Consider the following 14,772-nt stretch of genomic DNA (forward strand, 5'->3'; position numbering starts at 1 on the left):
CACATAACGTACACTCGGAGCTCGAGCCATGTCGCGCCTCTCGCTCTCGTTCGCGTCAAAAGAGGAATCGCTCTCGGTGCGGCGCTTCGCGGTCCGGGAGCAGATGTCGTCGCTCTTCGAGGTGTCGATCCTGGCCGTCTCCGAGCTCGAGGACCTCGATCTCGACAGCATCGTGGGCAAGGCCGCTGCCTTCAAGGTCGAGTCGGCCGTCCTGCAGTCGGTCGTGCCCTCCCGGGTCTGGGCCGGCCTCTGCTCCCACATGGAGCAGGTGCAGGCCGAGCCGACGGGGCTCTCCACCTACCGGCTGCGCATCGTGCCTTTGCTGTTTCGGGCGACGCTCCGGCGCAACAACCGCATTTTTCAGCACATGACAGCGCCCGACATCGCGCTCCTCATGCTCAAGGAGTGGGATATCGAGCCGGAGGTGAAGCTGAGCGCGAAATATCCCGCCTATGAGTACCGAGTGCAGTACGGCGAGACTGATTTCGCGTTCATGTGCCGGTTGCTCGAGGAGGCGGGCATTGCCTTTCATTTCGCGCACCGCCCGGGCAGCGGCATGGGCGCCGAGCTGACTCGCCTCGTCCTGAGCGACGCCCCGCAGCGCAACGAGCCGCGCTCCGAGGCGCCGATCGCCTACGTCGAGAACCCGAACCGCTCCGCCGGGCGGGAGTACGTGAGCGAGGTGATGGTGAGTCACGAGGTGCGGCCGGGTCACGTCACCCTCCGCGACTTCGATTTCAGGATGAGGCCCGATTACCAGCTCTTCGCGGAGGCGAAGGAGGGCCTCGAGGACGAGCTCCGCTACGAGCACTACCACTACCTGCCCGGGGCGTTCGTGGTCGAGCCGGGCAAGGGCGGGGATACGCCGGTCGCCGACGACAGGGGCGTCGCGCGGGTCGACATGAAGGAGGCGGAGGGGCTCGCGACCCGGAGCCTCGAGAGCGAGCGGCGCGGACGGCGCTCGGTCCAGTACCGCACGAACGCCGTCGACCTGTGCCCCGGCGTCGTCCTGTCGATCGGCCAGCACCCCCGCAAGGAGCTCGGCCCGGGCCAGGCGCTGCTCGTCGTCGCCTCCACGTTCGAGGGCGCGCACGACGGCGAGTGGACAACCACCGGCGAGGCCGTGTTCGCGGAGCACCCCTACCGCCCCGCGCGGCGGACGCCGAAGCCGCGGGTCGTGGGCGTGCAGAGCGCGATCGTTGTCGGCCCGCCGGGCGAGGAGATCCATACCGACGAGTTCGGGCGCGTGCGCGTGCAGTTCCACTGGGACCGCGAGGGGCGGTTCAGCGACGCGAGCTCGTGCTGGATCCGCGTCAGCCAGAGCTGGGCGGGGAGCCGCTATGGATTCATGGCCATCCCCCGCGTCGGGCAGGAGGTCCTCGTCGACTTCTTCGACGGCGACCCCGACCGGCCGGTGATCGTGGGCCGCGTCCACAACAACACGACGCGCGTGCCGTACCCGCTGCCCGCCGAGAAGACCAAGAGCGGCTGGAAGAGCGACTCCTCGCCGGGCTCGGGCGGGTTCAACGAGCTCTCGTTCGACGATGCCGCGGGGCGCGAGCTCATCCACGTCCAGGCGCAGCGCGACTACTCCGAGGTGATCAAGCACGATCAGCGCTCGACCGTGCTCTCGAACCGCTCGGCCAGCGTGACCGGCAGCGACTCGGTGACCGTCGGGGGCAGCCAGAGCTCCAGCGTCATCAAGGATCAGAGCCACACGATCGGCGAGCAGCAGATCAACCACATCGGCGCGGGCCGCACGTCGATCATCCGCACCTCCGACGCGGTCGACGCCGGGGACAGCCAGAGCGTCACGGTCGGCGATGGCGTCGGATACACGATCAACAAGGACAAGACCGTCCAGATCACGAACGGCGTCGCGTCGATCCGGATCACGCCGGAAGGCATCTTCATCGACGCGAACGGCAACCTCGAGATCTCGGCGGGCGGGCTGCTCAAGCTGTCCGGCGCCGAGGTCCAGATCGACGGCGGGCCGAACGTGTTCATCAACAGCACGTCCGCGAAGGCGCCCTCGGTGGCGACGATCGGCAAGGCCAGGGCCCCGAGCGCGCCGGGCGGGCCGGGCAGCGGGGGCGCGACGAGCGTGCTCGCGGAGGTGATGCGCGGCGGCGGCGCCGTCGCCTCGCCGGGGGGCATCGCGGACGTCGAGGTGAGGAGCGCTCCGCTGGGGCTCGACCGCGCCATCGCCACGCCGCCGCTCAACCCGGCCGCGGCGCCGGCGTCGCTCCAGATCGGGCCCGGCGCGGGCGCGGCGATCCTGGAGGCGGTCCGCGCGCCCTCCTCGCCGCTCGCCGCGCTGGTGAAGATGGGGGCCGGCGCCGTGCAGCTCTTCCGGCTCGCGGAGGGGGAGAGCCTCGCCTCGCTGCCGTCGACGCTGGACGTGCTCGGTCCGGTGCTCACCCGGCCGATCCCCGCGCTCGGCGACCTGAGCGCGAGCGACATCGGGTCGCTCGTGAACGCGGGCAGCGCGGCCGGCATCCTCCACGTAGGCGGCGCGGGCGGGCAGGTGATGCAGCTCCTGGCGCTGCGGACCGCCGCGGCGCCGCGGTCGGTGAACGGCGCGGCGGTGAAGGCCGAGGCGCAGGCGACCGAGGCCTCGGGCGCGCCCCCCGAGCGGGCCTACGCGGGGGCGCTGTCGGCCCAGGGCGTGGCGCTTTACCGGGGCGATCTGAAGGGCGGCTTCGCCAAGGTGGAGCCGTGACGCCGGGGGCCCGTGGGATGCCGGAGGGCGAGCGCAGCTCCTCGCGGCGTGGAGGCGGAGACGATGCCGCGAGTTGAGAACACCGACGTGTCCTTCGACGTGCCGCGCGACTGGGAGGACCGCTCGGTGGTGGCCTTCTCGGTGCCGGCGAAGCCCGGGCAGGGGATGGCCGCGAACCTCGTGATGACGCGCGACACGCTCGCGGCGGGCGAGGACATCCGGCGGTACGGCGACCGGCAGCTCGTCGAGATCGCCAGGCGGCTCGACGGCTTCCAGCTGCACGCGCGGCAGGAGATCACGCTCGGTGGCCAGCCGGCGCTGGAGCTCCGGTTCGTGTGGCGGGGACAGAGCGGGCCGCTCGAGCAGCGGATCGTGTTCGTCGCCGGGCGCAAGCCGGCGGTCCTGAGCTTCACGGCGACCATGCCGAAGGGCGAGGCCGCGCGGCTCAACCCGGTCTTCGACCGCATCCTCGCGAGCGTGAAGCTCGACCAGGACTGAGGGGGCCGTGAGGCCGTGAGCGCCCTCGAAGCGGCCCGGATGGGCGACGAGATCGGCCACACGTCCGCGTGGGCCGGCCTCATCGCGGGGGCGTGCATCGGGCTCGCGATCGGCGGCGCGATCCTGTTCACCGCGGTCACCGGGGGCGCCGGGGCGATCCTCATCGGCGCGGCGATCGCCGGCGGCGTCGGGCTCGGCGCCGCCGGCGCGCTGGCCGGCGCCGAGATCGGCAAGATGTTCGAGGGGTCCCCGTGCGGGGCGATCGAGACGGGATCTCCCGACACGTTCATCGAGGCGAGGGCCGCCGCGCGCGCGGAGCTCGATGTCATCGAGCACGGCGACAAGAAGGTCGCGCAGGGCAGCTCCACGGTCCTCGTCAATGGCAAGCTCCTGGGGCGCAAGAGCGAGAGGGCCGAGTGCGGCGGCGTCATCCGAAAGGGGGCGTCGTTCACCTTCATCGGCGGCGACACGCTGACGCGCGTGCCGATCGAGGACGAGGTGCCGTCATGGCTCATCACGACGCTGCAATGGACGGCGCTCATCGGGGGCGGGGTGGCGCTCGTCCTGACGGGCGTGGGCGTCGGCCTGCTGGCGAGCGCGAGCGCCGGCGTGTTGGCGGGCGTGCGCGCCGGCATCACCGTCACGGCGCTGGGGCTCGGCGGCTCGCTCGGCGGCGGGTTCATCGGCAAGCACGTGGGCGGGGCGGTGGGCAGCCTCGGCGGCGAGCGCGCGGCGCGGATCGGCGAGATCGTCGGCGAGTTCGGCGGGAGCCTCTACGGCGGCGTCCGCGCCGTGAAGCTCGGTGAGCAGCTCGGAGCGCTCCGGCTGCCCGCCGCGACGCCGGCCACGCCGGGGAGGAGGGCGACGCCGAGCCCGCAGGAGGTGGCGAGGGCGCGCACCTGGACCAACGAGCGGATGGCCGAGGCGCCGCCCCCGGACCCCGCGGCGAACGCGAGGCTCGACGCGAGGATCGCGGAGAACCGCGCGGCGTACGAGCGGGTGCAGCGGGGCGAGCTGGAGCACCCGAACACGACCCCCGAGCGGCTCAAGATGGCCGTCGAGGGAGCTGGCGACGGCCAGCGCGTCCCGCTCACGTACAAGGATCGCGCGCAGTTCGACCGGCTGCAGGGGGAAATCAAGAACACCTTCGAGTCCGAGGGGATCACCGACGCGACCGTGCAGCAGCTCGGCTCGGCCACGGACGGGTTCAAGGGCAACCCGGAGAAGCCGTTCGGGTTCTGGTCGTCGAAATCGGACACGGATTTTGCGATTCACAGCGATCAGGCGCTGGTGCAAGCGCAGCAGGCGGGCGCGCCCTACAACACCAGGTACGGGATCTTCAAGAACGGCGAGGCGCCGAGCGCGCTGAACCCGGAGGGGAGGCCGGGGCTGGCGAACACGTCGCTCGGGAGCAAGCTGAACGCGCTCGCGGAGAGGTGGAACGTCGAGATCTATGGTGAGCCCAACCCGAGCAACGGCGGCTTCGACTTCAAGCTCAACGGGGCGCAGGAGCCGAACGGCAGCTTCCCGACGATCTACCGGGGTCCCGAGGCCTACGGCACGACGCCCCCCGCCCCGCGGGCGCCGGCGGGCAGCGCCGGGACGGCCGGCGCGGGCGGGACGAGCGTCGCGACCCCTCCAGGCGACGGCGACCCCTGAGCGGAGACGATCATGAGCAAGGCAGCCAGCACGACGCTCGCGTGGTCTTTCAAGAGCGATCTCTCGCAGGAGGAGATGCGCAGGCGGCTCGACGAGCGATGGCCGTCGGCGTGGGCGATCTCGGACAGCGATCGTCACGGCGACTACCTCGCCGGCAAGCTCACGCCGGAGGCGGCGGCGCGCATCTACGAGGACGGCCTCAGGTTCGTTGTGCACCTGCGCTTCTACTCGGCGGGCGGCGACGTGAAGATGCAGCTCCTGGAGGCGCAGCAGCGGCTCATCGTCGAGGTGCTCCCGCTCGTCGGCGCGCGCGACGTCGAGCCGACGGAGCCGCTCGACTGACGCTCCCCTCGGTCCGGATCAGTCCGGCGCGCGCCCGGGCCGCAGCTCGTCCGCGGTGAAGACCCTCCCGAGCGCGATCGCCTTGAGCGCGTAGCGGCTCGGCTCGAGCTGATCCTGCCTGAGGTGCGCCTCCGCGAGGATCCGCACCTTGAGGCTCGTCATCATGGGCAGCCGGTGCTCCAGGGCCTTGGGCAGGTACAGCGGCAGCGCGCGCTGCACGCCCCCCGCGAGCAGCGCGCGGATCCACACGTCGCCGAGCACCTTGCGGGTCTGGTACCGCCGCTGCTCGAGCAGGAGCCGCTCGGTGTACGCCTCGATCTGGCCGGCCGGCAGCGCGCGTTGCGACTGGGCGAGGTGCTCCTTGAGCTGCTGGGTCAGCCGGTCCACGACGCCGGTCGAGCTCTGGAGGTAAGGCGACTTCAAGAGCTCCCCGACCGAGTCGATGGCGTCCTTGAGCTGCTTGTCGAGGCCCGCGAGCGGCGTGACCACGGCGACCGTGGCCCTGAGCGCCTCGAGCTCGTCGAACGGGAACCGCGCCTCGCCGGTCACGAGCACGAGCGGCGGGGCGAACCGCTTCCGGTCGCCGAGCGACGCGAGGATCGCCTGGTGGACGGCGCCCGGATCGATCGGCGACCCGTCGGTGAGCACGCCGAGGACGTGGTGGCGGTCCCTCGCCGCGGCCGCGTCGTCGGCCGGCAGGTCGTGGCGGGGATCGAGCTCCTCGAAGTCGAGCTCGAGGATCAGCTCGCGCCATCGAGCGCGGACGCGCGGCAGCGCGTCGGGGTCGAACCAGAGCAGCTCGACGATCTCGTCGGGCTGCGCGGCCGCGGGCCGCGGCGACGGCGCGCTGGCCCTGGCGTCGCCGTCGCTCTCGGTCGAGCGAGGCAGCGGAGGGCGGACCGCGCTCTCGGCGGCCCCGATCCTTTGACCCACCGTCATCGGCGGCATCGGGTCTGCCGCCCAGAGCGCGGGCGCGAGGGCGCTCAGCGGCGCCTGCTCGGCGGGGGGCGCGGGCGGAGGCGGCGGGGCTTGCCGCACCACGGACGAGACCGAGAGCGCTGCGAGGCTGCTCAGGGCCTCGGGCGCGCGGAACGGGAGCCCGGCGCCCGAGGGGCGGCTCGAGTGGGGCACGCTGTCGGGCCCGCGTTCCTCCGTCTTCCAGGGCAGCACCGGCGCCTGCTCGGACTGGAGCCCGGGGATCTGCGTCTGGGTCGTGCTCATGCCGGCGCGCCGGGAGGTCGGGGGCATGGATCGCTCGGCCTCGCCCCACGAGAGCTGCGACGGCTCCAGGCTCACCACCACGCGCCCGTGCTCCTCCGGGTGCTCCAGCGCGATCTGCGCGCGCCAGGTCAGCGAGCAGCGCCCCCGCGCGGCGTCGATCCAGAGCGTGTCGCAGCGCATGGCGACCTGTCGGGGGCCGCCACGCCGGCCCTCGACGGTCGCCACGGGGCGGAGGCCGGGCAGGCTGGTCACGAGGCGCGGGTGCTCGGGGTGGAGGTTCTCGAGCACGAGGCGCTCGTCCTCGCGCAGCGACGAGAGCTGCTGATCCGCGGGGGCGATGTTGAAGTAGGCAGGGTCGAACCCGGCGGGCAGCGGCTTGCGGTTCCAGTCGCGATGGGGCCACCCGGCCGCGTGGCGGCCGAGCTTCTCGACGCGCGACGGCCACGTCGGGGCGATCGGGCCGAAGCCGATGGGCTCGATGGACTTGCCCGGCTCGGAGATGAACATCCCCGGAGGCTGGAGGTTGGGGACGGCGATCTGCCCGTAGGCGTTGCGCGAGGCGCCGCTCACCCCGACCGGGTTCCACGACCCCGGCCCCCCCGCGGCGCGCTCGTAGACCAGCGGCATCTGCGAGAACGGCGGGCCCTCGTGGAGCGTCCCGTCCTGGGAGAAGACCCGGTCGCACCACACCTCGATCGACTTGTCGACGTCGCCGATGATCATCCTGGTCATCAGCGAGCGAACCGGCGCCTTGCCCGGAGCGAACGCGCACCCGACGAGCACGACGTCGGCGCGCGGCTTCGCAGGCGCGAGATCGCTCGCGGACTGCGGGCTCCTCGACGGCGCCTCCTCGGACGTCGCGTCGCTCGGGTTCGGCGGGTCCTGCTCGGGGGCGAACAGCGACTCGCCGGGGCGGAGCAGGAACGTCCCTTTGCAGACGACGGTGAGCACCCAGGAGCCGGCCTGGGGTTGCCAGAGGATCGAGGCGACAGGGAGCGGACCAGCGGTGATGACGTTCATGGGGCAATCATCGGGGGAAGGAGTCTCCGGCGCGCTCGCGCGCCCGATCGATCACCGCGGCGCGGCGGTCGAGGGCGGCGCCGGCAGCTCGCGGGTGATCTCGCCCGCGTCGGGGCCCTCGGACGGGGGCGGCTCCGACCCCGGCGTGACCGGCGTGCCCTCCCAGGTCGCGCTCTTGTCCCGGTTCCCGTAGACGTACGGCGGACGGGCCTCCAGCTCCCGCGCGATGCGGGCGAGCTCCTCGTCGAGGTAGCGCGGGTTCGCGGCCAGCCGCTCGCGGACGCCGCTGTTCACCACATAACCGCGGATGTCGGGGCTCTCCGGGTAGTACTTCGTGAACACGTTGTACCGGAAGAGCGGCTTCAGCCGGTGCACGTCCCTGGGCCCGGTCGGCAGCGGCAGGAGCTCGACGAAGCTCTTCCGCTTCGCCCGCTCCTCCAGCCGGTCGAGGACGAGCTGGAGGCTGTTCTCGAGCAGGTGGGGCGCGCAGTGATCCGCGAAGTCGTCGTAGAGCAGCCGCATGAGCGCCCGCGCCTCGTCGATCGGCAGCTGCGCCTGCCGCTCGCGGCCCATGCGCCGGACGAGGACCATGAACGGAGAAGGCTGGTTGCCCGTCGCGCGGATCTCGTCGGGATCGCGGAAATCGGGCTGGCGGTAGGGGAAGTGGCGCGGGTTGATCGCGTCGAACCCGCCGCGGCCGTAGAACAGGATGCGCTGCCACGACAGGCGCTCTTCGGGCGTGAAGAACTCGACCTCGGCCGCGAGATCGAGGTTCATCCCGAAGTACTTGCCCGGGGCCGCGGGCGCGGGGAGCGTGATCTTCCCCATCGCGTGCAGGTCGGCCAGGTACTGCATGGCGAGCTCGACCGGGGCGATGCGCAGCCAGTACGACAGCACCGTACCGCGCGCCTCGGGGATCATGAAGATATGGGCGAGATAGATGACGCAGAGATCCGGCGCGTACGCCGGGTTGATGAGCACGGTGCCGTCGCGCACCCCGCGCACGTTCCCGTCCGAGTCTCGCGCCACGAGCAGGAAGTAGCGCATGTAGGTGCCCGACGGCTCGGGCGTGAACGGGTCGTCGCGCAGGAAGGCGTGGATCGCCTCCTTGCGCTCCATCTCTCCATGAGGGCCGAAGCAGTCCCAGAGGATCTGATACGCCGTGTCGAAGTCCGGGTCGGAAGGGTCTTCGATGGACCAGATCTGGTATTTCCGGGTTTCGCGCTCGATCATCTCCACCACGTCCTGGTGGAAGAGATCCTTCATGCAGAGCCGGACACGTCTCTTCAAGCAGGGCTCCCGGGGTCCATGGTGTCAGACGGAGCGTTCATCTGATAGGTAATCATCGTGACCCGGGCAGCTCTCGTCGACACGCGCACCCACATTGATTCCGCTCGCTCGGTGTGGAGCGAGGCGGGGCCGGTCTATGAGCCCGTCCCGCCGCTGCGCGGGGACGCGGTGGCCGATGTGGTCATCATCGGGGGAGGGTTCACCGGAGTCTCCACGGCATACCATCTAATCCGCAGATTTCCGAGCCTTCGCATCATGATCCTCGAGGCGCGTCACCTCGCGAACGGCGCGAGCGGGCGCAACGGGGGGATGATGCTGAACTGGATTAACGGGGTGAGCTACCGCGATCCGCACCTCACGCGCCGCGTCTACGAGACGACGCGCGCGGGGATCGACGGCATTGTCGGGATGATCCAGGAGCATGACCTCCCGGTGCGCCACCGGCGCGACGGCTGCCTGGAGGTGCTCACGGATGCCCGGCGGGCGGAGGCGGCGCATGCGCGGGTGGAGCAGCTCGCCGGGTGGGGCATTCCGCTACAGTACCTGGACGGCGCGACGCTCGCGACGCGGCTCGGCCTCCGCGGGGCGGCCGGGGCCGTGCTGGACGCGACCGAGGGGCAGCTCAACGGGGTTGACCTGCTGCGCAGCCTGCGCCCGCTCCTCCTCGCGTGGGGGGTCGCCCTCCACGAGGACACCCCGGTGCTCCGGATCCAGGAGGGACGCACGATCGAGCTGACCACGCCGGGCGGTGTCGTCCGGGCCTCGGCCATCGTGCTCGCGACAAACGGCTACACGCCGCGGCTCGGCTACTTCAAGACCGGAATTTTCCCGCTGCACTCGCACGTGATCGCGACCGAGCCGCTCGACCCTGGGGTGCGCGCCGCGCTCGGCTGGGGGCAGGTCGCCGGCTTCAGCGACGACCATGACCGCATCGCATACGCCAGCATGACCCCCGCCGGCGAGCTCGTGTTCGGCGGGGGCAGCAACGCGGCCTATGCCTATCTCTACGGGAACCAGACCTCCTACCCGGGCTCCCCCGGCTCGGCGGGGCCGGCGTTCGAGGCGATCCGGCGCCGGCTCGTCGGCTATTTCCCCGAGGCCGAGCGGGTGCGGATCGCGCACCGCTGGACGGGGACGCTCGGGATCACGATGAGCCGGATCTGCAGCATGGGCGTGCGCGGCGAGCACCGGAACGTGTACTACGCCCTCGGCTACAGCGGCCACGGCGTGACGCTCGGCAACCTCGCGGGCCGCGTGCTGTGCGACATCTACGCGGGCGACGACGCGCGGTGGCAGGACCTGCCTTTCTACATGTACCCGCTCGGGGGCGTCCCGCCCGAGCCGCTCCGCTGGCTCGGCTATCACGCGTACACGAAGCTGACGGGGCGCTCGCCGCGCAAGGCGGCGTGAGCGCGGCGCCGAGGTGAGCGCGGCGCCGAGGTGAGCGCGGCGCCGAGGCGAGCGCGGCGCCGAGGCGAGCGCGGAGCTCTTGCATGGCCGGAGCGCGGGGCGCTATTCGATGCGGGGCCATGTTCTGCGCGCGCTGCCACCGGGAGTACGACGCGGGCCATCGGTTCTGCCCCTACGACGGCGCGGAGCTCGCCGAGGCGCGGCGCGTCGACCTGTTCCGGTTCAAGCCGACCCGGCTGCGGGGGACCGTCCTTGGGGAGCGCTACGAGGTGCGCGGCTACCTCGGCAAGGGCGCGATGGCGCGCGTCTATCTCGCGATCGAGCTCGAGACGGGGCAGCCGGTCGCGATCAAGGTCCTGGAGTCGTTCGCGTCCCGGGCGGAGCGGACGCGCGAGCGGTTCGTGCGCGAGGCGCAGAGCGCCGCGATGATCGGGCACCCGAACATCGTCAGGGTGCTCGACGCCGGCACGCGCTCCTCCGACGACGCGCCGTACATCGTCATGGAGTACCTCTTCGGCGAGTCGCTCGGCGACTGGCTCCGGCGCGAGCGCCGCATGGAGGCGGACCTCGCCCTCCCGGTGCTCGCCCAGGCCGCGTCCGGGCTCGCCGCCGCGCACCGGGCCGGGATCATTCACCGCGACGTGAAGCCCGACAACCTCTACCTCGTGGGCGCGCAGGGGGACCCGTACGCGGTCAAGGTGCTCGATTTCGGCCTGGCGAAGATGCAGGCCGCAGACCACATCACGGCGACCGGCACCGCGGTGGGCACGCTCGAGTACATGGCGCCCGAGCAGGTCGTGAGCGACAGGCCCGACGCCCGCACCGACGTCTACGGGCTCGGCGTCGTCATGTTCCGGACCTTCACCGGGGAGCTCCCGTTCCCGCGCTCGGATCAGTCCGAGCTCCTCGCCCGGCAGCTCGTGACCCCGCCGCCCCGCCCCTCGGAGCGGCGCCCGAGCATCGATCCGCTGCTCGAGTCGGTGATCCTGAAGGCGATCCGCAAGCGCCCGGAGAACCGCTATCCCTCGATGGAGGCGTTCGTCGAGGACCTCGAGCGGCTGGCCGGCGACCGCGACGGGCCGCTCTCGGCGGAGGAGCCGCTCCACGAGCCGGACGACGTCTACGTCCCGCAGGGATCGTTTGCCAGGAACGCGGCGATCTACTTCTATAGGCGGCTCGGCATGGAAGCCCCACGCTTCGACTGAACCCGACACCACCTCCCGCGGGCGCTTCCCGCCACCCAGGAGATCCGTATCGCCATGGCCTACTCTGCTGCATTCCGATGTCTGACCGGCTGCCCCGGCAGCTACCCGCTGACGCAGCCCCTCTACCGCTGCCCGACCTGCGGCGGCCTCCTCGACGTCGCCCACGACATCGAGGCGCTCCGCGATCGGAGCCCCGCCACGTGGATGAAGCTCTTCGACGAGCGCTACAAGCGCACGGTGTGGCCCTACGGATCCGGGGTCTGGGGCAAGCGGGAGTGGGTCTCTCCCCAGGTCCCGGACGATGCCATCGTGTCGATGGACGAGGGCGGCACCAACCTGTTCTGGGCAGATCGCTACGGCCGCTCGCTCGGGCTCGATGAGGTCTGGGTGAAGCTCTGCGGCAACAGCCATACGGGGTCGTTCAAGGACCTCGGGATGACGGTGCTCGTCTCGGTGGTGAACAAGGCGATCCGCGAGGGCCTCGAGGTGCGCGCGATCGCGTGCGCGTCGACCGGGGACACGTCGGCCTCGCTCGCGGCGTACGGCGCGGCGGCCGGCCTGCCGGTGGTCGTGCTCCTGCCGCGGGGCAAGGTGTCGACGGCGCAGCTGGTCCAGCCGATCGCGTCGGGGGCGCTGGTCCTCTCGCTGGACACCGACTTCGACGGCTGCATGGCCATCGTGCAGCGGCTCTCGGCCGACGGCGTGGTCTACCTGGCGAACTCGATGAACGCCCTGCGCCTCGAGGGCCAGAAGACCGTGGCGTTCGAGATCGTGCAGCAGTTCGACTGGACGCTGCCCGACTGGGTCGTCCTGCCGAGCGGCAACCTGGGCAACGCCTACGCCCTCTACGCCGGCTTCAAGATGCTGAAGGATCTCGGCCTGACGACGCGCTTCCCCCGGCTGTGCGTGGCGCAGTCGGCGCGCGCCAACCCGCTCTACCGGGCGTGGGCCGAGGGGCGGAGCGAGGTCGAGCCGATGAAGGCGGGCGAGACGCTGGCGAGCGCGATCCAGATCGGCAACCCGGTGAGCGCGCCGAGGGCGATGCTGGCCCTCCAGGCGATGAACGGGGTCGCGGAGGAGGTGACCGAGGACGAGCTCTGCGACGCGGCGGCGCGCGCCGATCGCACCGGGATGTACACGTGCCCGCACACGGCGGTCGCCCTCGCCGCCCTGGAGAAGCTCGTGAAGAAGGGCCTCGTGGAGAAGCGCCAGCGGGTCGTCGTGGTCTCGACCGCGAACGGCCTCAAGTTCACGGAGTTCAAGGTGAAATACCACGAGCGCGCGCTCGCGGACGTGACGAGCCGGCACGCCAACCCGCCGGTCGAGCTGCCGCCCGACTACGACCGCGTCCTCGCCGCCCTCGACAGACACGCGGCCAAGCGCTGAGCAGAGCAGGCCTGCCGATGCGCTGAGCGGTCGCGACGTGGAGAGAGCTCACATGAAGGCGGGAAGATCCTGGGTCTCGTCTTCCCGCCTTCATGTTCAAATTTGATCACGACCCGCGCTTCGCTCCGCGGCGTTGTGAGCGGCCGGCGCCGGCTCTGCGCGCCGCCCCGCCGCTACCTGCGCCGCCTCGCGCGGCGCCGCCCGGGCCTCCGGCGGGCGCCGGCGGAGGCCATCGCCGAGGCGATGCCGTCCTGCAGGGTGGTGTGCGTGACGATCCCGCTCATGTCGACGCCGAGCGCGACGAGGGTCCTGGCCACCTCGGGGCTCAGGCCCGTGATGATCACCTCCGAGCCGAGCAGGCGCACCGCGCTGGCGGCGCGCAGGAGCTCGTCGGCGCACTGGCCGTCGATCCGCGGCACCCCGGTGATGTCGAGGATCGCGACGTGCGCGCGGCGGGCCGCGACGCCGCGGACCAGCGTCTCCTGCACGCGGCGCGCCCGCTGCGCGTCGAGGGCGCCGACGAGCGGCATCACGACGACATCGTCGTGGATGGGGATGAGCGGGGTCGACAGCGCCGCAAGGATCTCGTTCTGCGCCCGGAGGGCCTCCTCCCGGGCGCGCCGCGCCTCGGTCTCCGCCTCGGCGCGCTTGCGCTCGGTGATGTCCCGCACGATCACGACCGCCTCGGCCTGCTCGCTGCCGGCGATCCGGACCTCGTAGTCGCGCGTGCCCTCTCGGAGCTGCTCCTGGTACTCGAAGACGTGCGTCGCGTCGTCGGCCAGCGCCCGCGCGACGAGCTCGGTGATCTGCTCTGCCACGCGCGCAGGGAACACGTCGGCGACGTGCCGGTGCACGAAATCCTCGGCGCGGAGCGACGGCCTCGACTCCCTCGACGCCTTGAAGTCCAGGCAGATGCCGTCGCTGCTGATCCGGAGGATCGTGTCGGGGATGGCGTAGAGCAGCGCGCGGTTGTTCGCCTCGCTCCGGCGCAGGGCCGCCTCGACGCGCTTGCTGCCGATGAAGTGGCCGGCCTTGGCGGCGATGGCGAGCAGCACGTCGAGCAGCCCCGGGTCGGGCTCGCGCGGCTCGGCATCCATGAGCTCCAGCACGGCCGCGACCTGCGCGTCGGCGCGGACCGCGATGGGGAGCTCGACCGCGAAGCGGAGGCCGGCGCCCCGCGCCGCCCGCGCGCGCGGGTCGTCCTCGACCGCGTCGAGGTCGCAGAACCAGCTCGGCTCCCCCTGGGCGAGCGCGCGGCCGGGCAGCCCCGCGTCGCGGGCGAACCGCGTACCCCGGGTCGCCGCCTCGAGCGCGGCCGAGTCGTCGGGCGCGGCGCTCCAGGTGTGCTCGCAGCGCAGCCCGTCGCTCTCGTCGTCGCCGAGCCACAGGGCGCCGAACCGGAAGCCGAGCGTCTCCCCGAGCGCGCTGAGGAGCGCGAGGACGCCCGACGACAGCGTCGTCGACTCGACGAGGATCTTGGTCACCGTGTACTGCGCCGACACCTTGTGGTTGGCCCCGGACAGGGCGCGGCGCTGGTTCCACTTCTCGGTGAGCGCAAAGGCCATCTGGCGGACCTCGTTCGGGTCGAACGGCTTTGCGAGGATGAGGAGGTTGTCGGTGTTCCCGAACCGGGTGGAGATCTCCTCCCAGGAGTAATCCGAGTACGCCGAGCAGAGGACCGCCTGGATCGCGCCGTCTTCCTGCCAGATGCGCGAGAGCGTCTCGATGCCGTCCCACCCCGGCGGCATGCGCACGTCCACGAAGGCGAGGGCGTACGGCGCGCCGCGCTGCTGCGCCTCACGGACCTTCTCCAGCCCCTCCGCGCCCTGGGTCGCGGTCGTGAGCTCGAACCTCACCGGCCTCCGGCCGGGCGCTTCGCGGAAGAGCGCCGACTCGAGGCTATCGAAGGTCGATCGCTCCGCGTCGGACCGGAGGATCCTGCGGAAATCCCCGTGGATGGCCTCGTTGTCGTCGATCAGCAGAATGCGCCGGTTCTGCTGCCAGCTGGGGTCCCGCATG

Annotated in this window: 10 protein-coding genes; 7 read left to right on the plus strand and 3 right to left on the minus strand. The window is 71.8% G+C overall.

Annotated elements, in window-relative coordinates; genetic code table 11:
• The first annotated feature begins 28 nt into the window (after window positions 1–28).
• From WME75_RS46195 to WME75_RS46210, 4 genes are all read left to right on the plus strand, one after another.
• Window positions 29–2,722 (plus strand): type VI secretion system Vgr family protein, encoded by a 2,694-nt coding sequence (locus tag WME75_RS46195; RefSeq protein WP_437484834.1) that lies wholly within the window; start codon window positions 29–31, stop codon window positions 2,720–2,722.
• A 63-nt stretch (window positions 2,723–2,785) separates the two neighbouring features.
• Window positions 2,786–3,220, plus strand: a complete 435-nt coding sequence (locus WME75_RS46200) for a DcrB-related protein (protein ID WP_437484836.1) — start codon at window positions 2,786–2,788, stop codon at window positions 3,218–3,220.
• 15 nt (window positions 3,221–3,235) lie between these two features.
• The gene (locus WME75_RS46205; protein ID WP_437484838.1) at window positions 3,236–4,879 is read left to right on the plus strand and encodes a PAAR domain-containing protein; all 1,644 of its coding nucleotides are present in this window, start codon (window positions 3,236–3,238) and stop codon (window positions 4,877–4,879) included.
• Between the two features lie 12 nt (window positions 4,880–4,891).
• Window positions 4,892–5,221, plus strand: coding sequence for a hypothetical protein (locus WME75_RS46210; RefSeq protein ID WP_437484840.1), 330 nt, complete (start codon window positions 4,892–4,894; stop codon window positions 5,219–5,221).
• Window positions 5,222–5,239: 18 nt separating this feature from the next.
• Here WME75_RS46210 and WME75_RS46215 read toward each other — a convergent pair whose 3' ends face one another.
• Window positions 5,240–7,462, minus strand: coding sequence for a DUF2169 family type VI secretion system accessory protein (locus WME75_RS46215; RefSeq protein ID WP_437484842.1), 2,223 nt, complete (start codon window positions 7,460–7,462; stop codon window positions 5,240–5,242).
• A 51-nt stretch (window positions 7,463–7,513) separates the two neighbouring features.
• The gene (locus tag WME75_RS46220; protein WP_437484844.1) at window positions 7,514–8,752 is read right to left on the minus strand and encodes a hypothetical protein; all 1,239 of its coding nucleotides are present in this window, start codon (window positions 8,750–8,752) and stop codon (window positions 7,514–7,516) included.
• 57 nt (window positions 8,753–8,809) lie between these two features.
• Here WME75_RS46220 and WME75_RS46225 point away from each other — a divergent pair, with 57 nt between their 5' ends.
• From WME75_RS46225 to thrC, 3 genes are all read left to right on the plus strand, one after another.
• On the plus strand, window positions 8,810–10,162 hold the full coding sequence (locus WME75_RS46225; RefSeq protein WP_437484845.1) for an NAD(P)/FAD-dependent oxidoreductase: 1,353 nt from the start codon (window positions 8,810–8,812) through the stop codon (window positions 10,160–10,162).
• 119 nt (window positions 10,163–10,281) lie between these two features.
• Window positions 10,282–11,367: a serine/threonine-protein kinase gene (locus WME75_RS46230; protein WP_437484846.1), complete on the plus strand. Its 1,086-nt coding sequence runs from the start codon at window positions 10,282–10,284 to the stop codon at window positions 11,365–11,367.
• A gap of 54 nt (window positions 11,368–11,421) precedes the next feature.
• The gene (thrC, locus tag WME75_RS46235) at window positions 11,422–12,753 is read left to right on the plus strand and encodes a threonine synthase (RefSeq protein ID WP_437484848.1); all 1,332 of its coding nucleotides are present in this window, start codon (window positions 11,422–11,424) and stop codon (window positions 12,751–12,753) included.
• Window positions 12,754–12,926: 173 nt separating this feature from the next.
• Here the strand turns inward: thrC and WME75_RS46240 are convergent, their stop codons facing one another.
• Entirely contained in the window at window positions 12,927–14,771 is a 1,845-nt protein-coding gene (locus WME75_RS46240; protein WP_437484850.1) for an STAS domain-containing protein, read from the minus strand.
• Window position 14,772 lies beyond the last annotated feature (1 nt).

This window comes from Sorangium sp. So ce1014 (assembly GCF_051521505.1).
Taxonomy (GTDB): domain Bacteria; phylum Myxococcota_A; class Polyangia; order Polyangiales; family Polyangiaceae; genus Sorangium.